Raw genomic sequence first — 22,435 nt, forward strand, 5'->3', positions numbered from 1 at the left:
GCTTATTTTTCGAGACGGAATCGCAGCGGAATACTGAGCACGGATTCCACCGCAACGCCGTTTCGCGTCGCCGGCGCATAGGTACTGTTCATGGCGTAGGCCAGGCCAATCTCGTTGAACACCTCGGCCGTGCTTGTCTTGCCTGGCGGCCCCGGCATCACGCGAGAGTTGAACCATTGCCTGAACACCCACGCTTGCTTTGCTTCGCCGGATGCATCGACGTAAACCCCTATCACCATGGCGCCCTGGATGCCCGCTCTTCTGGCGATTGGCGGGTAAGCGGGACTGGTGGATGTCTTCACAGTCGCGGGAACAACAACCTGATTGATCAACGCGGGATCCAGAGTCCCTCCTGTTCCGATAGCCGGATAAGATGGTCTGGATGATGTGTTCAGGGCCGTGGGGACAAAAACCTCATTGCACTGGCGAACCAACTCACCCATGGCGCTGGAATAGTCCTGACCGGGTTGCGTCAAGGGCTTCATCATCCTGATGAAACGCTCCGAGCCGATGAACTGGGTAATGGCAGCCTGTTGCATCGATGAAATGCGTGGAGGAGAAAAGAAGGCCGAGTACTCGCCCGTCCTTGGAAGTCCCTTGCTTTCCAGCTGCTTCCAGAAAACCAGCTTGATGGCCTCATCTCCCGCTGGGCCGGCATAAAACTCAAGCAGGCCACGCATGTCTTCCGGCGTCAAACTTTCCGCAAGCAGCTTCGCCAGTGGGGCTTCGAAGGGAGAGCCGTCTTTGTGCCGGAGGCATTCGTATTGAGAAAAGTATTGATCCTTGATGGTGCTGGGCCCGGGATCCACGGGTTCCCCTTCCACCCGGTCCCAGAGGTGGGCGCGCATGGAAAGCATGGCCAGTTTCTTCAGCTCTGCGCGCTGGACCAATTGCAAAGCCAATTCCTGAGACTCTGCTGTGGTTTCGGCCCGTGCGGGCGAATGGACGCCGCTGGCCAGTAGAAAGGCAAGTGCCAAGCCTGCGTAAACGCGCTGGGGGTAATTCATGGCTTTGTGCACAGCCGCAGGTTGGTCCGGGTGGCTTGCACCACCGGCAGATAGGCGTCCGAGTCGGCCGGAGGATAGCTCCCTTTGATTTCATCGTCAGACTTGGCGGCATCAGGCGCGAGGCCTTGCAAGGTCTTGATGCAGGCCGCGCGGTCACCCAGTTTGAATTGCGTTAATGCCAGGTCGTTCAGGACCCAGGCCGACTCCACCCAATTCAGGAAAGGCTTGCATTGCGTGGCAACGGGGTTGATGACGGCCAGCGCGGCGGCGTAATCTTTCGCCACATAGCTTTTCTTGAATTTTTTCTTCGCGTCGTCAATGCTCTTGCGCACACAAAGCGGCGAGGGCTTGCGGTAAAGCCCTTCAAACCAGGCCCGCATGCCGCAAAAATCCCTGCAGGCGTCGGAGCCGTTGGTCGCGACCCTGACGTCCTGGCCCTCGGCTTTAAAGCTCAACTGGCAGGCTGACTTTCCTATTTTCGATTTTCCATCGACGATCACGCCCTCCACGCCGCAGATGTGCGCATTGGCCCCAACCGTCTCTATCATGAACTTTCCACGGACCTGAACCTCCAGTGTTCCCCAGGCACCGTCGCTGATGACGTACTCACCTTCAGCGGGCGTGCCGACCTGCGCCAGGGCCAGGTTGGCGCCCAGCAGCAGGACGGCGTAAACGGCATAAGCGGAAAGCTTCACTTCGCCGCCTCCACCTTCACCCGCGCATTCGGCGACTCGCCAAACATCTCGGGCGCATACATGGCCTCCACCCGGCTTGGCGGCAGCGCGAAGTCGCCGACGTTGTTCAGGCGCACGGTGTATTCCATCTTCACCACGCCCTTGGGCAGGTATTCGTAGTAGCTGCGGAAGGCCTCGAAGCTGCGCTCTTCAAAGGCGGGCCAGCCTGCGCCGGTTTTTTTCTCGCCGCTGGTCGCGATTTCGGAGTCGCGGCCCAGGCCGCCGCCCAGGATGGTCGCGCCGCCGGGCACCGGGTCACTGATCACCACCCAGGTCATGTCGGCACTCGCGTTGACTTCCAGCGAGATGCGGATCACGTCGCCGCGCGTGTACACGCCCTTGACGGCCTGCTCCACGGGCGTGATGGTCTTCTTGATCTGGTAGCCGGCGTTAAAGGGTTCCTTCAACTGGATGGCCGCGATGGACTGCAGCGTGAGCCACGGTTTGCCGGGGCCCTGGTGGGTCACGGTGAGCGTGTCTTTGGCCGCGCCGCCCCAGGGCAGGAACATGCTGTTGTTGCGCAGGTTGCCGGGCGAGGCCGGCGCGCCGAAGAAGGTGGTCTGGTTGGGCGCGCCGGCCGCGTCGGTGGTCTTGACGCGGTCGACCTTGGCCCAGTCCACGCTGGCCACACTCGCGGCCGCAGCCGCCAGCGTCGCCTTGGTCACGCCGGCCACGGGCGTGGCTTCAAACTTGGCCGAGAACTTGTCCAGTGCCAGGCCGCCCCAGAGGTTGGCCGTGGTGGTGTGCCAGGCGCCTTTTTGCTGGCGTGCGATAAAGCCGTTGGCCAGGCGGCCCATGTCGTCCTTCCACGTCGGGTCGTCCATCACGGCCAGCATCAGGCGCGCGGTGTTGACGTCGCCGTTGGCCATCAGCCACCACCAGTAATCGTCCTTCTCGGTGCTGAAGACCAGCTTGGTGCCCTGGAAGGACAGGCGCGAACGCAGCACCTGGTTGGCCTCGGCCAAACGCTGCTCGCGCTGCGGCACGTCGGCCACGCGTTTGAGGATGTTGAGCCAGTCGATCACCGCGTGGGTGGGCCACTGGTTGGGCGCGATGGTGATGCTGCCCAGCATGCGGCCCTGGGCCTTGCCGTAGCGCGACAGCGCCTCCAGCGCGGCCAGCTTGCGCACGTCCAGGTCCTTGCGCGGGCTCCAGAACTCGCGCTGGATGCGGCCTTCAACGAAAGCGATCAGGCCGCGCTCCATGGGTGCGCGGGCGTCGTCGGGCAGGGCGAAGGCCGGGTTGATGCCGGAGGCCTCATGCGTGGCGGCCAGCAGGTAGGCCGTCAGCGCATCGCTGCCGCGGTTGGCTTCGCCGTCGCGCGGCGGGAAGTAGCTGGCCAGGCCGTCGCTGTCCAGGTAGCTGGGCAGTTGCGCCAGCACCGTCTGCCAGAGCTTGCCGTCGCGCAGGCCCACGGCCTTGCTGGTTTTTTGCTCCAGGCAGATGAAGGGGTAGTTGGCGAAATAATCGCGCACGCCGTCCATGCCTTCCGCCAGCCTGGGTTGCAGCGACATCTTCAGGCCGCCGCGGCCGGGCAGGGCGTCGGCCGGCGGGTTCACGTCCAGTGTGAAGCTTCCGTCCACCTGCACCAGCGTGGCCTGCTGCACCGTCAACGGCACGGCCGGGATGATGCGCTGGCGCGCCTTCAGGCCGTCGCGCGCGCCGGTGATCGTGTCTTTCGCCTCGATTTCCCAGAGGATGGCTTCGGCGCGCGTGAGCGCCAGCTGCGCGGGCGCGGTGACCATCCAGGCCACTTCACGCGCTTCACCGGCGGGGATGTCCACCGTCTGCGGCTTCAAATCCAGCAGCGTGGCGCGCGGGCTGACTTCCACCTTCATCACGGCCTTGGTGGTGTTGCGCAAGGTCAGCTGCGCGCGGAACTGGTCGTCCTCGCGCACCAGCGGCGGCAGGCCGCTGATGATCTGCAGGTCTTGCGTCGCCTTGATGCTGGTCTGGCCGGTGCCGAAGAGGCCGGTGCCGGCGTCGGCCACGGCGACGATCTTGAAGGTCGTCAGCGCGTCATTGAGCGGCACCGTCACCACGGCCTGGCCCTTGGCGTCCAGCACGATGCTGGGGTTCCACAGCAGCAGGGTTTCCAGCAGCTCGCGCGTGTTGCTGCGCCCGCCGCCGCCGCCGGCCGCCACGGCTTTGCGGCCGTAATGCCTGCGGCCTATGATTTCCATCTGTGCGGTCGAGGTCTCCACGCCCCACGAACGGCGCTGCAACATCGCGCCCAGCAGGTCCCAGCTGTCGTTGGGCATCAGCTCCAGCAGCGCCTGGTCCACCGCGGCCAGCGCCACTTCGGCATTGGCGGCCGGCTGGCCGTTGGGCAGCCTGGCGGTGATGGTGACCTTGGCCTGGCCGCGCACGGCATAGCTTTCCTTGTCGGCCTTCACGCTCACGTCGAGCTGGTGCGCCTTGGTGCCCACGCGGATTTCCGCCAGGCCCAGGCGGAACGCCGGCTTGCTCAGGTCCACCAGCGCGGTCGGCGCCACGTATTCGCGGCCTTCGTACCAGAAGGAGGTCCACCATTCACGCGGCGCCTTGTAGCCCCAGGTGAAGAAGCTGTACCAGGGCACCTCGCGCAACCGGCCGCGCAGGGCCAGCACGCTGACGTACACATTCGGGCCCCAGCCTTCCTTGATCTGCAGGTTCACGGTCGGGTCCTGGCCGTTGAGCTGCACCACCTGGGTTTCGATCACGCCTTCGCGTTCAATCGCGACCAGCGCGGTGGCGAAGCGGAAGGGCATGCGCACCTGGAACTTGGCCATCTCGCCGGGCTGGTAGCTTTTCTTCTCGGGCAGCACGTCCATGCGGTCGTGGTCTTCGCCGCCGAACCACAGTTCGCCCTGGCGCGTGACGTAGACATTGCTGGCGGCCTTGATGGTGTTGCCGTCCTTGTCCGTGGCCGTCACGATGAGTTCGACCTCGCCCGGCTCGCCGAGCTTGGTCTCGCACAGCAGCAGGCCGCGCGAATCGCTCTTGCCGCTGCAGACGCTGCCGAGGTCTTTGGTCTCGGTCTTGTTGTCGTAGGTGTAGAAACCGCCCACCATGCGCTTGCGGCTGGTGGTGGTGATGCGCGCCACGGCGTTCACTTCCAGCGACACGCCGGTCGCCGGCTTGCCCGTGAGGTCCAGCGCCAGCGCCTGGAATTTGATTTTCTGGCTGGAGGACACCCAGCCCTCGGTCTTGATGCCCGCCACCACGGCGGCCGGCCAGACGGTGGAGACGCTGCGTATGGTCTGCACCTCGCCGTTGGGGTCGGCGTAGGTGGCTTCCATCAGCAGCTCCTGCGGCTGCTTGTGAACCGGGATGTCGTTGATGGTGAGCTTGCCCGCGCCGTTGCGGTCCAGCGTCAGCGGCAGCTTGTCGGCGATCACGCGCTGGTCCTGCGAGGCCGTGGCTTCTTCGTTCTCCGCGCTGGCGGCCTGGTCGCGGTTGATGCGCGGCGGCATGAAGTTGAACTCTTCATAGTCGCTGTAGCTCAGCGACTTGGCGCGCACCAGCGCCGAGACGCGCACCGGCAGGTTCACGGCGCCGCCGCCCGAAACGTAGTTGATCTGCACGTCGGTGGGCACCGACTGCACGTTGACCAACGCCTTCTTCTCGACCGGGTTGATGCGGCCTTCCAGAACCGGCAGGCGGAATTCCTCGACGCGGAACTGCCCGGTGGGGAAGCTGCGGGCGCGGTTGCCGCGGCCGTTGCCGCTGTCGTTCTGGCCCTTGAGCTGCACTTCGTACACGCCCAGCTTGGCCGCGGGCGGTATCGCAAAGGTGTTTTCGGCGCTCAGGCCGCCGGTCGCCGTCTTGCGCCAGCTGATGGGCTGGGTGTATTGCTGGCCGCTGCCCACGTGGGTGACGACCAGCGTGGCCGGCGTGCCCTCGGGCAGGCCGAAGCCCTTGCTGGTCTCGGTGCGCAGCAAATGTTTCATCGACACCGTTTCGCCGGCGCGCAGCAGCGTGCGGTCGAATATTGTGTGGGCCCGTTCGTCGGGCATCGGGTCGCGGCTGGTCGGCACGTTGAAGCGCCAGGGCTCTATGCCCTTGTGCCAGTCGCTCCAGGTAAAGGCCAGGTCTTCAATGCCGGCCACGGTGCTGCGCGCGCTCACGAAATAGGCATTGCTGCCGTCGTTGCCGGGGCAGCGCGGCGGCTCGGAAGAAAGGCCCGCGAAATTGGCGATGCCTTGCGCGTTGGTCACGGCCTTGGCGACTTCGGTGCCGTTGCAGCCCGACACGCGCACCGTGGCGCCCACCACCGGCGCGCCCTTGTCGAGCGTGGTGACCCAGGCCAGCGAGTTCTCGCGGCCCAGCTTGAAATGCACGCCCAGGTTGGTCACAAGTGCTGAGGTGCGCACATACATGGTCCGGCTGTCGCCGTGGCGTTCGTCCAGCAGCGAGCTGCCGAGTTTTTGCGAGGCGATCTCCACCACGTGGAAACCAGGCGCCAGCGGGATGCCGACGACTTCAAACGGGCGCGGGTCGCCGCCGGTCACGGGCTTGGGCAGGTCCAGCGTCTTCACGCCGGGCTGGCCGCCCAGCAGCGACAGCATGCGCGATTGCACATAATCCTTGCCCTGCGCGTCCAGCACCTTGGGCAGCGGGCCCTTGACGTCGGCGGCGGCCGTCTTGCGCGACACTTCATATTCGTCGTAGCGCTGCACCTTGCGGAACCAGGCAATGATGTCTGCGTCGGTGCGCGGCTGCAGGTCGCTGACCTTGCCGGCAGGCGCTGCCGCGGCGGCCGGCGCCAGGCCCTTGACCTGCAGGGCCGCTTCCACATTGCGCAGCGTCACCGGCAACAGGGCCGGGTCGCCGGGCTTGGTGTTGGGCTCGGCATAACGTTCAACGATGCCGAAGGGCGAGGCGGCGAATTTCGCCAGCGGCGGCATCGCGCCCGTCGCCACTTTCAGCGGAAAGCTGTCGGCATTGCGCAGCTCGCGGCCCGAGGCGTCCTTGAAGCCTCTGGGCAGTTCCAGCGTGAACTGGGCCTGCTCGGCGAACATCGGCTTGAAGGTGACGGTGGTGACCACGTTGTCGCCGTCGCTGTTACCTTCGTCGAAGGAGGGTTTGGTGTCCTTGTCGCCCTTGAGGCGAATCGCCTCGGCCAGCTTGCGCGGCACGGGGGCGTTGAAGTTCAGGCTCATGGGCCGCATCGGCAGGCAGGCGGCCTGGGCGTTTTCGCGCTCGCAGTTGAAGCTGGCCGAAAAAGGCTCGCGCACCTGGAAGTTGTAGCGTTTTTCCACCGAGCTGGCCACGCCGCTGGGTGTGCTCACGCCCTTGCCGTAAACCAGCTGCACCTTGGTGGCCGGCGTCAGGCGCCGGTTGCAGGCCAGCGTGACGTAACGCAGCGGGTCCTTGGCCGCGGCCTTGTCCAGGCCTTGCGACTTGAGCAGCTCGTCGCGTTCCTTGCCCTCGATCAGCTTGACGGGCACACGCTCGCCCAGGCCTTCGGCATTGCACCAGACGTTGTCGCGGATGCTTTGCGCCGTGGCCGCGCCGTTGAGCTGCAGCAGGAAGTACTGTTCCTCGTCGATGCGCTCGTAGGTGCCGGGGCGCAGGTTCTGGATGAAAGGCCCGCCGGTGTTGAACTTGTAGGAAGTGGTGCCGGCCACGGGCTGGCTTTTGGGCGACTTGAAGGTGCCGACCACGTTGAGCGCGCAGCTCACGCCGGGCGGCAGGTCGTTTTCAAACTCAAAAGCCCATTCACGCTCGCTGATCCAGCGGCCGGAGCCCTTGGTGGCCTGCGCGTCGCTGCAGCTCAGCGACAGCGGCGCCGGCGCCTTGGGGTCGCCGAAATTGACGGCCCCCTCATCGAACTTGGCGACCACCTGCCGCACCCGCGCAACCTCGCCCTGGGGCGAAAGGCTGGTGATTTGCAGGGCCTGGGCATGCAGCGATACCGCCGCGATCAGTAACAGGGCGGCTTTTTTCATTGTTTGGCTCACGTTTCCTTCTCCTTCGGAAGGCCAAGGGTAGCCGATTTGCATGTAACAAGATGCTGCGGGCGCGGGGAAAAATCTCCCAAGCCAGGGCTTGGATGCTCCCGGAACGCGTCCGGCACAGGGACTGCTGGTCGCGGCTATAGTGGCCACAAATACAACGCGGGGGAGGTCTCGATGCGGACATGTTCACGAATTGCAGTGCGCTGGGTGGCCGCCGGCATGGCAGCATGCGCATTTCTCGCCGCACCGGCTCGCGGCCAAATCAGGCAGACGGGCCCTGAGGCGCAGCTGGCCTGCCAGGTGTTTGACCAGGCCAGCGGAATGCGGCCGGTACTCGCATCCGCGCAGGCCGGCGACGCCGAAGCCTTTCCGAAACTCCGGCAGCACATGGACGCGCTGCGAACGCTGACGGGCGGCAATCTGCCGCCGTCTCTCGACCGTCTCGGGCCTCTTGTGGGCGGAATGGCGTATTCGGCGAACATTCTTCTTGAAAAGCCCCATGTCCTGCCGACGGTGCAGAACGGCCTGCACGATGTGATTCGCGAGTCACTGGTCCTGGTCAGCCAGGCCCAGGAGGTGGCGGCGAATGAACGCAAGGGCCGCCAGACGCCCGCGCGCGTCGCGGCAGCGCAGCAATTGCCCATACTGCTCGACAGCCTCGCCAGGAATGCCGGAAAGTTTGCCGCCACAGAAATGTCCCAGGATGCCGTTTTCGATTTCGGGCGCAACCTCAATGACATCAGGACATTGACGCGTGCGCTGATCGCTGGAGACGCCCAGCTCAAGATACCTGCGGTCAGCAACGCGCAACAGCGCGCCCGGCTGCAGAAGCTGGAGGAGGATTTCGCTCCGATCTGGGCAAGCGCAGGTAAAGCGCTGGGCAATTTGCAGGCGTACGTCACGGCGCGCATTGCCATCGACCAGCTCCAGAAGGGGGCGTCCGAACTGGTCGCCGGTGTGCTGCGCGTTTGCTACGCACCGGGAATCCGCGTCGAGCCGCGCAACTAGCATCGCGAGAGTGCTGTGCTTTTGATTGTCTCCAACCTTTGTGGGAAGTCCCATGCTTGAAAACGCACGCCCGCAAGGGATTCCAAAGCCGCCCGTCGCGCTGGTCATCGCAATCGCCGCGGCTGCCTGCCTGGCAGGGGGAACACTCGTCTTTTTTGAGCAGGAAATTAGCTTTGCGATCATGATGCAGCTGCTCAATCCCGGACGCAATACTGTCTCCGCAGTTGCAGAGCGTGCCGGCTCGATTTACCGCTTCCGGTTTGATCTCTTCCATGCAGGCAGCCTGTTCATTGCCATTCCCTTGGCCGCAGCCTGGCTTGCATCCACCGGCTACAGGCAGTACGCACGAACGGCCGTCCTTCTTTTTGTGTCTTCTGTTCTCGTGAGCGGCGCGGTGTTCTGGTTGTACAGGCAATACATGCAAGTTCAACTCACCGATCTTCGACTATGGGGACAGCTCGTGCCTCCGCGTTCGAGGGGATCCATGACGCCATTGGGAGATGTTCCTTTCGTCTTGCTCACGCTGTCTGGTCCGCTGCTGGCCTCCGCGTTTGTCTTGATGCGCCGGCGCCGCATCGGTCAAACCCAGGCGGGGGTCAGGGATTCCATAAGATAGCCACCCTTCGGGCCCAAGGCAGTGATGATGAACATACAGCAAGCGCTCCCCTCGGATGCACCCGTGATTGCCTCCGTCCTGCAGGATGCCGAACTCTGGCTCGCCGGCGGGGGGAGGGCGCTTTGGTCAGCCACCGCCATCGGCCACGAACGTGTCCTGCAGGACACCAGCGCGGGGCTTTTCCATGTCGCCCGTGACGGCGAGCAGATAGTGGGCGTCATGAAGTTCGAGCTGGAGGACGCCTATTTCTGGCCCGAGGTCCCGCCGGGCACTTCGGCCTTTGTCCACAAGCTCGCCATTCGCCGGGCGTGGGCAAAAAAAGGGGTTTCGATTGCGCTCCTGGCGTATGCCCGAACTCGCGCCCAACAGCTCGGGCGTACCCACCTCCGGCTGGACTGCGTCGCGGACCGGCATGGGCTGCGCAAGCTCTATGAAGGCTTCGGCTTCGCGCTGCACAGCGTCGTCCAGAAAGGGGCTACCTCATTTGCGCGGTATGAGCTCCCAACGACTGAACAGTGACAACTATCGGCAAGAACCGGAAATTAATGCAACAAAAGTACAGACGTGAATAAAAGCAAACCGAAAACATTCATCCTGGTTCTGTTGCCGGTACTCGCTGTGCTCGCGGGCGTCTTTGTTGCCCTTGGGCCCGTTCAAGACCATGCCAATTCGATCCTGCTTGTCGTCATTTTTTATGTGCTTTGCGTCTGGATCTGGAGAGTCATGCTTGCGCTGGGCCTCGCGCTGGCCATGGGGTGGGGATTGGGTTACGTCGTTTCGGCCAACGCCGGATACCTTAGTCTTGCGCTTCTTGTTTTGGGGTTCGGCATGGGAATTGCCTGGCATGTACGCCACCGGCGGAGCATCGAAAAAGGCGATGAGCCGCTTGATAAGATTTCGTGAACAACTGATTCATTCCAATGCCAATCTCAATGACCTCCAGGATTCTCAGCGCGGTGCTTTTTACCTTGGTTGCGTTGTTCTGCTTGGCGGTTCTCGGCTGGCAAGGCGTTGTTGCTGGCGCAGTTCTTCTTGCCCTTGCTGTCACCGTTTTTATCGAAAACAACCGGTGGCGGGCATGGGTGGTTCCCTTGTCCTTCCTCGCATTTGCCGCATTGAGCGCACTTGCAGGGGTTCGTTATCTGACGGGTGAAAGCGTTTACCTTGCCCAGGCATGCACCGGAAGCAAAAAGGCTTTATGCGAGGTGACCAACACAGCAATGCTGGCGGGTGGAGGCGTGTTGGGCGGAATGATGTGGTTGTGCGTGGCTTGTTTGCTGGTGTGGACCGCCTACTGGTCGCGTCGGCACTACACCAAGGCCTGAGGACTTTGCGCGCCAAGCCCGCGCACTTCCCTTAATCCTCAATCACGCGCAGAGCGCTTCAGAAGCCCTGGAGGCCTATCTTGGTGTCGCCCGTAAAGGCCATCTGATGAACGCGTGCGGCAACGCACCTCTGGCCTTCGCATTCATGACTCAAGCGATGCATCTGCCGTGTTGGCCATCAATTTTGCGGTGATGATGAATTCGTTCACCGTGCTGGAAGGCGTTTCCTTGTTCCAGACGATTCCCACGGCCCCGAATTTCACTCTTCTGTCAATTTTGATGCGGTGCAAAGTGCCGCGCACCATTTGAACCTGGGTCATGGCTTCGGAGCAGGCGCCAATGTAGTCGCCATGGTGCAAAAGGGTAATCAGTGTGGTGATGGCCGATGTCTCGACTTTCGGGGTGATCCATGCAATGCCCGCATCGACAAAGGCCGCGTCCAGCTGGCTTCGCATCGCGGTGCTCTTTTGCGGTGTGATCCATTGCCTGTCGGCCAGGGACTTCAAGGTATGCAAGGATGTGTCTCCCCACAGGGGGCTGCCGCGGCCCACGACGATACAGATATCGTCCTCAAACAGAATCTCATGCACCAGCTGGCCCTGGTAGGCGCGGGCATCCAGCATGCCGACGGCGATGTCCAGTTCCTTTCGGGCCAATTGCTCCAGCAGGTTGCTGAAAGGCGCTTCGGTGACCGTGATGGAGACATCGGGGTGCTCCTGCTGAAAACACGCCACTGTTCTGGGGAGCAGTGAAGCGACTCCCGCCCATACCGTTCCGATACGCAGGCAAGATGATTTGCCTTGCGCGGCGGCGTTCAATGCCTGGCCGGTTTTGGCCACATCACCCAACACGCTGATGGCGAGCTGCTTCATCAGTTCGCCCGCGAGGGTCAGTTCCAGTCGCCGGCCCCGAATGATCAGCGGTGCTTCGACCAATGCTTCCATTTCAGCAAGCCAATGAGACATCGCTGGTTGGGTCATATGCAGCCGGGTTGCCGCTTCCGTCAGCGTGCCGGCTTCTTCCAGGACGAGCAGCGACTCAAGATGGCGCACCCTCAACTTGCGCGCCCATGTGTAGCCATTTGGCAGATCTGACATAAGCGTTTGTTTATGGCTGTATAGATTAATTTCAGTGGCGTGGAAATGTATTTGGTGGAAATAATGAATTTCCGCGTCTAAAGAACCAGGCCAGAAGCTGAGAATTTCATTCTGGCATAAGTTTTTTTACATGCTTCGACCCGCTGGATTTCATTTCGAACAGCGGCTGTTATTTCCGGTGCAAATCGGGTTTGAGTGAGAAAGTTATGGAAAACACAGGTATTCGGCGGCGTTCTGTCGTGATGCTGGCCGCAGCGGCCGCATTGGGTTCCCAATCCGCGCTGGCCCAGGAATATCCATCCCGGACCATCAAACTGGTGGTGCCCCAGGGCCCCGGTTCAGGCGCCGACGCCACGGGCCGCCAGTTTGCCGACTTTTTGGCCAAGTACCTCAACACCTCGGTCATTGTCGACAACAAGCCCGGAGCCAACGGGATTCTGGCCGCATCCACCGTCGCCAAGGAGAAGGCGGACGGCTACACCGTATTCCTCAGCAGCGTGTCCATCGCGAGTTTCAATCAGCACCTGTACAAAAAAGTGCCCTACGACGCGATCAACGACTTCACCTATATCGCTCCCGTTGTGGACGCCAGCTTCATGGTGATTGCCAGTAAACGAAGCGGCATCAAAAACTGGTCGGACTTTTTGAAAAAGGCGCGCGCGGAACCCGGCGGCCTGACGTTTGCCAGTGGCGGCCTGGGCAATTCCACGCATCTCTACATGGAAAAGATCGCAAGGGATCTGAAACTGGACTTGCGCCATATCCCCTACAAGGGCTCAGGCCCCGCACTGATGTCGGTGGTTGCGGGAGAAACCGATCTCATGTGTGTGACGACCGTTTCAGCCTTGCCTCAATTTGATGCGGGAACCGTCATTGGCTTGGCGCAGTCGGGAGAAAAACGTTCGGCCCGTATGGCGAACATTCCCCTTGTCAACGAGCTGGCGCCTCAAATGCCTGCCTTGCCCGGCTGGTACGCGCTGGTGGGGCCTGCGGGCATGCCGGCGGATGTCGTCAAGAAACTTTCAGCGGCCGTGATCGCCTTCCTGGACGATGACCAGAACAAGAAGAAACTCAATGAGCAGTTCCTGTTCCCGATTCCCGGCACCAGTGAGCAGATCAAGAACCGCGCCCAGCAAGAGTCGAAGATCTGGGGCGACCTGATCAAGACCCTCAACATCAGCCTGGATTGATCAGAAACATGTCCGATCTTGATTTGAATGGTGGCGCATGGAAGCTGGCGCCCAGCCAGTATGCGGAAAAGCGCCCCCCCCAGTGGAAAGTAGGCGCGCCGCGCTCCCGGTACCTGACGATGCAGGATGGATGCCGTCTCGCGCTGGACGTCTATTTGCCAGAAGGCGGCGAAGGCGGCGCGGCTCCCGCGGCATGGCCGGTGATCGCCGTCATGACACCCTATTACCGGCGCTTCAAGGTGAGCGCGCCGGGCGCTGAAGCTGCTCCCAATATCGCGACCTACCGTGACTTTTTTGTACCTCGCGGCTATGTGCTCGTGGTGCTGGATGTGCGGGGCAGCGGCTCCAGTTTTGGCCGGCGTGACGCGTTTCGTTCGCCCAGGGAACGCGGCGACTATCTTGAATTTGCAAACTGGATTGCGGAACAACCCTGGTGCAACGGCTCAATCGGTGCAACGGGAATCTCCTACCTTGGCGCAGCCTCCTGTTTCCTGGGGAGCACGGGACACGAGGCGGTCAAGGCCATTGCGCCGCTGTTTGCCGTGTCCGACACTTACAGCGACCATGTCTTCCCCGGCGGCGTGATGTGCAAGACAGTCACGTCCAACTACGACGACCTGATTCGCGCGCTGGACTGGGATTTGCGTGATGAACTGAAAGCCTACGCTTACTTCGCTGATCCGCGCTACGCCGGGCCTGCGCCCGTCGACGACGATGCGGACGGCGTATTGGTGCGGCAGGCCATCGAGGAGCACAAGGACAGCTTCATGCTGCGCGACATGGCGCCGGAGATGGCTTACCGGGAGGAGCCGGTGCTGTATGACGCCTCGCTTCACAGCGGCGCATGCAGTCCTTACTGGTACCTGAACGAAGTGGCCGGCAAGGTTGCGGTGTATTCCACGTCCGGCTGGTATGACGGGAGCGCGTTTGTGCAGGGCGCCATATCGCGTTTCATGACATTAAAAGGCCCCAAGGATCGTCTTTTGCTGGGCCCCTGGGACCACGGCGCCCGCACGAACGGCTCTCCCTGGCGCACCGCCGGCCAGAGTGCATCCGAGTTCTCCATCCTGTCCGAGGTGTTGCGGTTTTTCGATCAACATCTTGCCGGCATGGATACAGGGTTGGAGGCCGAAGAGCCTGTCCACTATTTCTGCACCCATGCGGAAGAGTGGAGAAGTTCGGCGACCTGGCCGCCGGCCGCACAGGCCACGGACCTGTACCTCAAGGGTGGCAAGCTGCTGCCTGAACGGCCGGGTCAAGCGGGGGTGGACCTTCTGCAGACGAAGTTCACGGTGTCCAGCGGACGCCATACGCGGTACGAGCGCCTGGCGGCGCAGGCCATCGTGGACTACTACAAGGACTGGCCGGAGCACGAAGCGCAGATGTTGTCCTTTGTCTCCGACCCCTTGCCCTCGGATCTCGAACTGGCGGGCCATGTTCTGCTGGAGCTGGCGCTCAGTTGCAGTGAAGGAGACGGCGCCATCTTCGCTTACCTGTCGGAACTGGACGCGGACGGCAGGCTCATCTATATCAATGAAGGCTGTCTCCGGTTGGCACATCGCGCGACAAGCAAGGCGCCCGATAACTACCGGACGGCATGGCCGTTTCGCGATTATTCGCGGCGCAATGCACGGCCCATGACGGCAGGATTGACTGAAGTGGTTCAGGTCGCCATGTTGCCGATCAGCTGGAAGTTGTCTGCCGGGAGCAGGCTGAAGCTGTCCCTTTCGGGTTCTGACGCCGAGCATTTCATGCAGGTTCCCCACGGCCGCCCGCCGCTCTTTACGCTGCAAACGGGTGGTTCGCAGGGATGCCGTTTACAGCTGCCGGTGGTGGCAGGCAAAACAAAAGCGCCTCAATAGTCATCCTGCCGTACGGATCGCGATCAAGCTGCGTCAAGCGCTATTGCCCCTTGGGGCAGGGTGCCGGCCCCACGCATGAGCGTTGCCGCCGGCACCTGGCCGTCATCACGTCATCAAGTCGTCAGTGCACGAAAAGCGCAATCAGGATCACGATGGGGAGGGGAATGCCGAGCAAAAGCAATAAAAGTGAACGCATGGTGTTTTTCCTTTGAGTTGAATCTGGCGATCAGAGGTCGCGATGCCGGCCGCCAAAGGTGGCGAACAGGCTGGCCACAAAAGCGCCCAGCAGCAAGGAAATAAACAGCCACAGCGCGGCATACGCGGATGTCTTTCGTGCCTGGTCGGCGGCTTCCTTGGCTTTGACCTGCACCTCCCTGGCTTTGGCTTGCACCTTGTTAAAGGTGTCGGCCACGCGTTTTTCCGCATCGGGCTGGCTCAGGCCGGTGCGCTGCGCCACCAACTGGCCCACATACTTGACGTCTTCGGGCGGCAGCGCCGCGTCGCTGCGCAAACCGTTCGCGAAAATCCGTCCGACTTCGGCGGTAGGGGCGGCCGGGGAACTCTGCGCGGCCGACATGTCGGGCGTCACCGGATTCATGGTCGCCGTTCCGGCAGCCTGCGCCGCACTCAGGTCCCTGCGGAACAGGGAGTCCACCGCATACGCGGAGCCCGGGTCGCTTGCCGTGGCCGCCGCTCCGCCGGCACCTGTTGCCGCCGCGACCGCCGCGGTCGATGCGGCACCGCCCGCAATCGACGCGCCGGCCTGCACGCCGCCGCCTAGGATGCTGCCTATGGTGCCGGCCAGCAGCGCGGCCGTTGCCAGCGTTGCAATCGACCAGGCCAGGAAGCCGTGGGCGGTGTCGCGGAAGTAGACCTCATCGGTATGCACACCGGCCCACTTCCTGCGCAGCCTGCCCGCGATGTAGCCGCCTATGCCCGATGCCGCCAATTGGGTGAAGGTGATCCAGACAATGGTCGAGACGCCAAAAGTGGCTGCGGAAATGCCGGCCTGCGCCCAGGGAGAGACGGAGGACAGGCCCAGGCCGAGGCCCAGGATCAGCAGGATCAGCGAGAGGGCCGCGGCGCCCGCGGCACCGGCGAAGATCGCGCCCCAGCTGGTGCCGCTCGCGTCTTTGGCGGCTGCCTGCGCGCCGTAATAAGGGCCGTCTTCCTGTACGAGCGGGCCTTGTGCATACTGGGGAACGTTCATTGTGAATCTCCTCTGGTGGAATTGTTGGAATCCACAGGATAGGGTTGTGATTGCGGAAATCACGCCTGTTTTGGTGCGTCAGCGTGTAGGCCGCGAGCGCATGTGCAGGCGCGGCTGAACGCCACACCGGCGCGCGCGGCCAGGCCCGGTGTTGCTCATATCACGCCGCCTACGAGGCGCAGGTCCAGCGCTTCCCCGGCGGTGAGGTACCAGTCCTTGTTGTAGACCTTGTTCCCCACATCGTGCGCCGTGAGGGACGAGCCTTCGGCAAGCTGCGCGAATCCCTGGCGCTCCAGGCGTTGGCCGGATTCGATCTCGGCCAGCACGTCGTTGATGGTGGACATGCATCCGCGCAGGGCGCCTTCCAGGTGCAGGTGTTTTGACATCTTGCGTTCGTGGATCAGCAACTCGCAATCCGCCGTCAAAAACCGGTGGCTGACCGGGAAGGCCGACATGACGGTGATGCCCGCGGAAAACACATAGGTTTTGCCGAGGAAGAACACCTCGATACCGGCATTCCTCCACATGCGGACTTCCTGCGCGATGCGCCGGCCCACGTCGGCGTCGCCGCCCGAGGTGCTGAGTTCCATCACGATGGGTTTGTCGGGTTCCACTTCGGCTTGCTGGCGGAAAAATTCGGCCAGCATGGCTTCGTTCACATTGCCGAAAAGCCGGATGTCGGGGGAGGTCGAGGGAAGTTGCGCGTTGGTGGTCATGGAAGAAGGATGGATTTGTTGCGCCGCGGGCCGGCATGCGCCGCGCGAGTTTGAGCCGCGCGACAAGGCCGCCCGGTTGTTGGAGAGAGACTTCAGTGCAACGCGACGGTGGGCCAGTCGACGTCGATACCAAAGGCAGTTCGAACAAGGATTTGCGCAATCTGCTTGATTCGCTCATCGAGATCAGTAACCGGGCTGTCGCCCAGGCTGAATTTGGCGACTTCCCAGTTGCGCACCTGACGGTGGCAGGGGCGAAGTGCCAGGATGGCGCAGGCCAGGTCGGGCCTCTCATGGGCCAGGCAGGCGTTGAGCCTGGCGACAAGCAGCCCCTCCGGGACCGCGATCCGGCGAAGGGGTGCCTCCCGTTCGCGAAGCTCGATAGGGGCAGCTTGCGCGGGCACTTCAGCCCCGGGCGGCCATCAGTTCCTGCTTGCGCGCGGTCATCTGTTCGCCCAGCGCCACCATGTCAAGCCTGGTCTTTTTGGCCTTGGGGAACATCTCGTTTTGTTCCTCCTTGACGTGGTGCTTCACGAATTCGCCCATCACCTTGACCCTGGCGTCATACATTTCGCCGTCGGGGGTCTTGCCTTCAACCTGGGCAATGAGGTCCTTGACCGAGGCGTGTTCCACATTGGCTTCGGGGACCAGTTCGTGGTCCTTCAAGGCGGCTTTGACGGCGGGGTAGAAAATCTCTTCCTCGATTTGGGTGTGCACCGTGAGTTCCTTGCAGATCTGGGCGACGATGGCGGCCTTGCGGGCGTCCGAACGGGTTTTCTCAAACTGTTCGAACAAGTCGGAGACCACCTTGTGGTCGGCGCGCAGCAGGGCGATGGCGTCTTTCGGCGCTGCTGTGCGGGCCGGGCTCTTTTTTGCGGGGGCTTTCTTCGCTGCGGTCTTTTTTGCGGTTGCCATGGGCTGTCCTTTTGATGCGTGGGTTTTTGTGGTTGGGGCCTGGGCCCGCCAGCGGAATCGCTGGCAACCGAATTTCGCCCGGCCGCGCCCTGGCGTGTGTCGGAACGCCCACTACAAGCACGTAGGCCGAATGCGATCCCTTGCGCAGGCGATATCAAAACCTGCCATGTCAAAAGACATGGCGCCGCGGCAGGTGCGCTCTATTTTCGGGGTAGCCGGGTGTTCGAGTGGCGCGCGAAAAAGCGGAACATCGCCTCGCTGGCACCCGGCCCTTTGGGGTCCGTGAAGGAACCGGCAAGGTCGCCTCCCGCCCAGGCATGAGGGGCGGACTGGATGGTCCAGATTTCCACATAGGCTTTGCCGGCGGGGTCTGTCCACCGGACTATGCTCGAGTCGCGTCCACCACTGGATGGCGCGGTAGCGTGCGTGGGGGAAAGCTGAAGTCCGTGGCGGGCCCAGGCGGCAACTTCCTCCCGGGCGATGACGCTGGCGTTGACGGGTGAAACCGTTTTGTCCGCCGACCCCTGAAACACAATCACCGGAAGCCCGATCGCATCCACAGTTGCCGACTTGCCCGGCCCTGCGCGCATGGCGGTGAAGGCGGAGGGAACGTCCCTGGCCGCGCCCGGCGCGAGGCCGGAGTGAACGCCAACGGCCGCGAACACCTCGGGGTACAACTTGCCGGCCAAAGCGGCCATGGCCCCGCCGGCGGACAGCCCGGCGATGTAAATCCTTGCCGGGTCCGCCCGGTGCAGCGCAGCGACGTGAGACGCGAGAGCCGCGATCATCGCCGGCTCGCCTTCGCCGCGGCTTTGGTGCGCCGGGTCAAACCAGTTCCAGCAGCCCATGCTGTTGGCCTGGCGCAGTTGCTCCGGGTACACCACGATGAACTTCTCCCGCTCGGCCACGGCGTTCATCGTGGTGCCGGCGGCGAAGTCCCTGGCGTCCTGTTTGCAGCCGTGCAGCATGACGACGACCGGCAAGTCCGGGCGGGGATTGCTGGGGACAAAGACTCTGTAGTCATAGCGGTGTTTGCCGGATTCAAAGGTGCCGGCGCTGAAAGAGGAGGCCAGCGGCGGCGCTGACACCGGGGCATCCACCGGCTCGGAGAGCCCGGCCGGTTCTTGCGGAACACCGAACTCACGAAAGGCCACATCCTCCACATCCGCCGGCGCCGATGTGTGAAACGGCTGTTTATCGGGGGCCGCTGACACGTGAGGCATGTCCACCACTTGCCCGGCATCCGCCGATGCGCTTGCCGAAGACGACTTGTCCGTCTTGTTTTGGGTGAGTCCCAGGCCTTGCTGGATTGCCAGGGTCGCTTCCATCAATTTGCCCCCCAGCGTCAATTCCCTGGCCTTGAGCATCGCATCGTGAAATATCCGCATGGTGAGTCCTTTTGTTGCATCGCAGCATTTTGGGCGATGAGGCCCATTAGCAAGGGGCCGGCACCGCCTTTTTGTAAGCGGAAGCCGGGCGATGGTGCAGGGAGGCGCGCCGCCGGAATGCACGCTGGCGGGTTCCGGTGCGGTTCAAGAACGATGTGTTCTTCGGCTTGAGCAGGCTGGGTGGCTCCGCCTCGCCCGGCATCTGCTTGAGTTCAATCTCCAGCAGCCGGCAGCCCTGGAGCGTTGTGTCGATGATCGACAGCATCAATGATCAGGGCGGGGAATTCACCATTTCCGTTTTTCGCCGCGAGGCCATAGGCTTGCCTGCTTTGCCGGCCCACCCTCTCTACCTCTACACCATGACCCAAGACCCTCCGCGCCCCGTGAAAAAAGTTGCCGTCCTCCTGGGAAGCCTGCGCGCCCATTCTTTCAGCCGCAGCCTGGTGCATGCGCTGGCCACGATAGTGCCGGAGCCGCTGGCACTCGACATCGTGGAAATCGGCGACATGCCTTTTTACAACCCGGACCTGGAAGGCGATGACGCGCCCGCAGCGTGGAAAGATTTTCGCCAACGCATCCTGGAGGCCGACGCCCTGCTCTTCGTCACGCCGGAATACAACCGCTCGGTGCCGGCCGTGCTCAAAAACGCGATCGACGTGGGGTCAAGACCCTACGGCCAAAGCGTGTGGCAGGGCAAGCCCGGCGCCGTCATCTCGATCTCGCCGGGACGGCTGGGCGGCTTTGGCGCCAACCACCATTTGCGGCAGTCGCTGATGTGCCTGAACGTGGTCACGATGGCCACGCCCGAGGCCTACATCCCCGACGTCGCTTCCTGTGTTGACGAGCATGGCGCGTTTGCCGATACCGAGACCCAGGCCTTTTTGCTGAGCTACCTGCAGCGCTTCGCCGGCTGGGTGCAACTGAACGCCGGCGCTCCAGCTTCAGCTTCAGCGCCTTAAGCTGCCCTGGCGCGGGCCCGCGGCCGTTTGGGCGCGGCCTTGGCGGCTGCGGCGGAGGCCGGCCTGGCCCGCTTGCCGTTGGTGACCGGCTCTGTCGCGGCCTCGGTTTCCGTTGAATAGGTCTTGGGGCGCGAGGTGCTGGCCATGGCGGTTTTGCGCAGCAGCGCCGCGAAGGCGCGGACCGCGCGCGTTTGCGGACGGTCGTCCTTGAACAGCAGGCCGGGCGTGCGCAGCGGGGTGGGGTTTTCCATGGGCACCACGGTGAGGCCCGTGGTCTGCCCCAGCGCGTTGGCCGCCACGATGGCGCCGACGTGGATTCTTGCGACCACGCCCAGCATGGCCGCGATGGTGTTCATTTCCGCCACGACGTTGGGTTCGGCCCCCGCGGCGGCGAAACACTCGTCCAGCAGGCGCCGGGTGGAAAAGCTCTGCGGCAGCAGCAGCAGCGGCTCACGGTGCAGTTCGATCATGCGGATGCGCTTGCGTTGGGCCAGGGTGTGGGAATTCGCGACGACCAGCACCAGCTCTTCATTGAACAACGGCTCGAAGCGCAGGTCGCTGCGCTGCTCCGGCCTGTAGGCCACGCCCAGGTCGAGGTCGCCCGCGTCAAGCCGGGTGGCAATGGCGTCGGCCGACAGCTCCTCGACCACGACCTTGACGGTGGCGTTGCGGGACAGGAACACCGCGATGCATTCGGGAATGAAGCCCAGGTTGAAGGTGTGGGTGGCGCCTATGCGCACCACGCCCGACATGGAGACCGGGCTGGTCTTGAGCTCGCCCAGGCCCTGGTCGATTTCCTGCAGGGCGCGCGTGGCATAGGCCAGGAACACGCCGCCGGCTTCGGTCATGACGACGCGCTTGCCGACGCGGTCGAACAGCGGCTGCCCGACCTCATCCTCGAGCTGGCGGATCTGGTGCGACAGCGTGGACTGCGTGACGTGGACACGCTCGGCCGCGCGCGTGAAGTTCAGCGAGCCGGCCAGCGCAATGAAATACCGGAGGTGTCTGAGTTCCATGGCGCCCTGTCAATGATCGAATGATCGATTAATGATCGATGGCATCAATGATAACCAAATAAATTAATCATTTTGGTCTTTGGTGCGCGCCACTTACGCTCACGCCATTGCGCTTCAAGCCGCCTTCTTCAGGGCCCCAGACACCAGGAAGCCGCGGAGACAAGCATGCACGACCAAGGAAATTTCAGGGCCCGGGCCTTTCGCCCGGACACACCGCCCGCGTCCCCCGTGCGCCCATCTTTCGAATCTCTCAGCTAAGGAACAAACACCCATGCCCAAGGTATTGGAAGGCATCACCGTGCTCGAACAGGGCACTTTCATCACGGGGCCGGCGGCGGGCATGCTGCTGGCCGACCTGGGCGCCAACGTCATCAAGATCGAGCAGCCGGGCACCGGCGACCCTTTCCGCGCCTTCAAGGGCGGCCTCTACAGCCCGCACTTCCAGACCTACAACCGCAACAAGCGCAGCATCACGCTGAACACCAAGGACGCGGAAGACGCCAAGGTGTTTGACGCGCTGGTGCGCGACGCCGACGTCTACATCCAGAACTTCCGGCCGGGCGCGGCCGAGCGCCTGGGCGCGGGCGAGGCCCGCCTGCGCGCGCTCAACCCGCGGCTGGTGTATTGCGCGATCAGCGGCTTCGGCCAGACCGGGCCCGCGGCGGGCCGGCCGGCTTACGACACCGTGGCGCAGGCCGCCAGCGGCTTCCTGAACCTGCTGGTCAACCCCGAGAACCCGCGCATCGTGGGGCCGGCCATCGCCGACGCGCTCACCGGTTTTTACGCGGCCTACGGCATCCTGGGCGCGCTGGTCGAGCGCAGCCGGACCGGCGTGGGGCGCTCGGTCGAGGTGTCCATGCTGGAAGCCATGTGCCACTTCAACCTGGACGCCTTTACCCACTTCTTCGCCGAGGGCGAAGTCATGGGCCCTTACAGCCGGCCCAGCGTTTCGCAGTCCTACACGCTCAAGTGTTCGGACGGCAAGTGGGTGGCGCTGCACATGTCCTCGCCCGAGAAATTCTGGCGCGGCCTGGCCGAGGCCATAGAGCGGCCCGACATTTTTGACGATGCGCGCTTCAGCTCGCGTGAGGCGCGCATCGCGCACCAGGACCAGCTGATTGAGTTGCTCGGCAGCATCTTCGCCACGCGCCCGCGCGCCGAATGGTGCCAGCGGCTTGAGGCGCAGGACGTGCCCTATGCACCCATGTACGACACCAGCGAGGCGCTGCAGGACCCGCAGGCCAAACACATGCAGCTTGAAATCCAGGGCATACACCCGGTGCTGGGCAAGTGGACCACCGTGCGGTCACCGGTCAGCTTTGACGGCGTGCGCCCCACGGACGTCGTGCCGCCGCCCATGCTGGGGGAGCACAACGCCGAAATCCGGGCTTCGCTGGCCGCGGCTCAGCCGGTGGCGTGAACGGGGCGGTGAGCCGGAAAGACAGGGCACGAG

20 protein-coding genes are annotated in these 22,435 nt (G+C 63.2%); 9 read left to right on the forward strand and 11 right to left on the reverse strand.

Annotated elements, in window-relative coordinates; all coding sequences use genetic code 11:
- Positions 1-2 precede the first annotated feature (2 nt).
- The 3 genes from ACLV74_RS09360 to ACLV74_RS09370 are packed head-to-tail and all read right to left on the reverse strand — an operon-like array spanning position 3 to position 7,674.
- A complete protein-coding gene (locus ACLV74_RS09360) occupies positions 3-1,007 on the reverse strand; it encodes a hypothetical protein (protein WP_411879117.1) in 1,005 nt (334 codons plus the stop codon).
- Entirely contained in the window at positions 1,004-1,702 is a 699-nt protein-coding gene (locus tag ACLV74_RS09365; protein WP_411879118.1) for a hypothetical protein, read from the reverse strand. The genes ACLV74_RS09360 and ACLV74_RS09365 overlap by 4 nt, the downstream gene beginning before the upstream one ends.
- Positions 1,699-7,674 carry an alpha-2-macroglobulin family protein gene (locus ACLV74_RS09370; RefSeq protein ID WP_411879169.1) on the reverse strand — a complete coding sequence of 1,992 codons (5,976 nt, stop codon included), beginning with the start codon at positions 7,672-7,674 and terminating at the stop codon, positions 1,699-1,701. Before ACLV74_RS09370 ends, ACLV74_RS09365 begins: the two co-directional genes overlap by 4 nt.
- 207 nt (positions 7,675-7,881) lie before the next feature.
- Here ACLV74_RS09370 and ACLV74_RS09375 point away from each other — a divergent pair, with 207 nt between their 5' ends.
- The 5 genes from ACLV74_RS09375 to ACLV74_RS09395 all read left to right on the forward strand — a co-directional run bounded on the left by ACLV74_RS09375 (position 7,882) and on the right by ACLV74_RS09395 (position 10,632).
- On the forward strand, positions 7,882-8,691 hold the full coding sequence (locus ACLV74_RS09375; protein ID WP_411879119.1) for a hypothetical protein: 810 nt from the start codon (positions 7,882-7,884) through the stop codon (positions 8,689-8,691).
- 52 nt (positions 8,692-8,743) lie between these two features.
- Positions 8,744-9,307: a hypothetical protein gene (locus ACLV74_RS09380; protein WP_411879120.1), complete on the forward strand. Its 564-nt coding sequence runs from the start codon at positions 8,744-8,746 to the stop codon at positions 9,305-9,307.
- 63 nt (positions 9,308-9,370) lie between these two features.
- The gene (locus ACLV74_RS09385) at positions 9,371-9,826 is read left to right on the forward strand and encodes a GNAT family N-acetyltransferase (RefSeq protein ID WP_411879121.1); all 456 of its coding nucleotides are present in this window, start codon (positions 9,371-9,373) and stop codon (positions 9,824-9,826) included.
- Positions 9,827-9,871: 45 nt separating this feature from the next.
- Positions 9,872-10,210: a hypothetical protein gene (locus ACLV74_RS09390; protein ID WP_411879122.1), complete on the forward strand. Its 339-nt coding sequence runs from the start codon at positions 9,872-9,874 to the stop codon at positions 10,208-10,210.
- A gap of 17 nt (positions 10,211-10,227) precedes the next feature.
- On the forward strand, positions 10,228-10,632 hold the full coding sequence (locus ACLV74_RS09395; protein ID WP_411879123.1) for a hypothetical protein: 405 nt from the start codon (positions 10,228-10,230) through the stop codon (positions 10,630-10,632).
- Between the two features lie 143 nt (positions 10,633-10,775).
- Here ACLV74_RS09395 and ACLV74_RS09400 read toward each other — a convergent pair whose 3' ends face one another.
- Positions 10,776-11,729 (reverse strand): LysR family transcriptional regulator, encoded by a 954-nt coding sequence (locus ACLV74_RS09400; RefSeq protein ID WP_411879124.1) that lies wholly within the window; start codon positions 11,727-11,729, stop codon positions 10,776-10,778.
- 206 nt (positions 11,730-11,935) lie between these two features.
- Here ACLV74_RS09400 and ACLV74_RS09405 point away from each other — a divergent pair, with 206 nt between their 5' ends.
- Both ACLV74_RS09405 and ACLV74_RS09410 read left to right on the forward strand, forming a co-directional pair.
- Entirely contained in the window at positions 11,936-12,919 is a 984-nt protein-coding gene (locus ACLV74_RS09405) for a Bug family tripartite tricarboxylate transporter substrate binding protein (protein WP_411879125.1), read from the forward strand.
- Between the two features lie 8 nt (positions 12,920-12,927).
- A complete protein-coding gene (locus ACLV74_RS09410) occupies positions 12,928-14,781 on the forward strand; it encodes a CocE/NonD family hydrolase (RefSeq protein ID WP_411879126.1) in 1,854 nt (617 codons plus the stop codon).
- A gap of 226 nt (positions 14,782-15,007) precedes the next feature.
- Here the strand turns inward: ACLV74_RS09410 and ACLV74_RS09415 are convergent, their stop codons facing one another.
- From ACLV74_RS09415 to ACLV74_RS09440, 6 genes are all read right to left on the reverse strand, one after another.
- Complete coding sequence (locus ACLV74_RS09415) at positions 15,008-15,991, reverse strand: hypothetical protein (RefSeq protein WP_411879127.1); 984 nt, start codon at positions 15,989-15,991, stop codon at positions 15,008-15,010.
- A 155-nt stretch (positions 15,992-16,146) separates the two neighbouring features.
- Positions 16,147-16,707, reverse strand: coding sequence for an ATP-dependent Clp protease proteolytic subunit (locus ACLV74_RS09420; RefSeq protein ID WP_411879128.1), 561 nt, complete (start codon positions 16,705-16,707; stop codon positions 16,147-16,149).
- Between the two features lie 92 nt (positions 16,708-16,799).
- Complete coding sequence (locus ACLV74_RS09425; protein ID WP_411879129.1) at positions 16,800-17,108, reverse strand: hypothetical protein; 309 nt, start codon at positions 17,106-17,108, stop codon at positions 16,800-16,802.
- Position 17,109: 1 nt separating this feature from the next.
- A complete protein-coding gene (locus ACLV74_RS09430) occupies positions 17,110-17,619 on the reverse strand; it encodes a hemerythrin domain-containing protein (protein ID WP_411879130.1) in 510 nt (169 codons plus the stop codon).
- Between the two features lie 200 nt (positions 17,620-17,819).
- Positions 17,820-19,007 carry an alpha/beta hydrolase family esterase gene (locus ACLV74_RS09435; protein ID WP_411879131.1) on the reverse strand — a complete coding sequence of 396 codons (1,188 nt, stop codon included), beginning with the start codon at positions 19,005-19,007 and terminating at the stop codon, positions 17,820-17,822.
- A gap of 46 nt (positions 19,008-19,053) precedes the next feature.
- On the reverse strand, positions 19,054-19,272 hold the full coding sequence (locus ACLV74_RS09440) for a hypothetical protein (protein ID WP_411879132.1): 219 nt from the start codon (positions 19,270-19,272) through the stop codon (positions 19,054-19,056).
- A gap of 94 nt (positions 19,273-19,366) precedes the next feature.
- On the opposite strand from ACLV74_RS09440, the gene ACLV74_RS09445 reads away from it, so the two are divergent.
- Positions 19,367-19,966, forward strand: a complete 600-nt coding sequence (locus ACLV74_RS09445; protein ID WP_411879133.1) for an NADPH-dependent FMN reductase — start codon at positions 19,367-19,369, stop codon at positions 19,964-19,966.
- Here the strand turns inward: ACLV74_RS09445 and ACLV74_RS09450 are convergent.
- Positions 19,963-20,982 carry a LysR substrate-binding domain-containing protein gene (locus ACLV74_RS09450; RefSeq protein WP_411879134.1) on the reverse strand — a complete coding sequence of 340 codons (1,020 nt, stop codon included), beginning with the start codon at positions 20,980-20,982 and terminating at the stop codon, positions 19,963-19,965. The two genes, ACLV74_RS09445 and ACLV74_RS09450, sit on opposite strands and share 4 nt — an antisense overlap.
- Before the next feature lie 271 nt (positions 20,983-21,253).
- Here ACLV74_RS09450 and ACLV74_RS09455 point away from each other — a divergent pair, with 271 nt between their 5' ends.
- Positions 21,254-22,402 (forward strand): CaiB/BaiF CoA transferase family protein, encoded by a 1,149-nt coding sequence (locus ACLV74_RS09455; protein ID WP_411879135.1) that lies wholly within the window; start codon positions 21,254-21,256, stop codon positions 22,400-22,402.
- Positions 22,403-22,435 lie beyond the last annotated feature (33 nt).

The organism is Polaromonas sp. YR568, assembly GCF_943369415.1.
GTDB lineage: Bacteria > Pseudomonadota > Gammaproteobacteria > Burkholderiales > Burkholderiaceae_C > Polaromonas.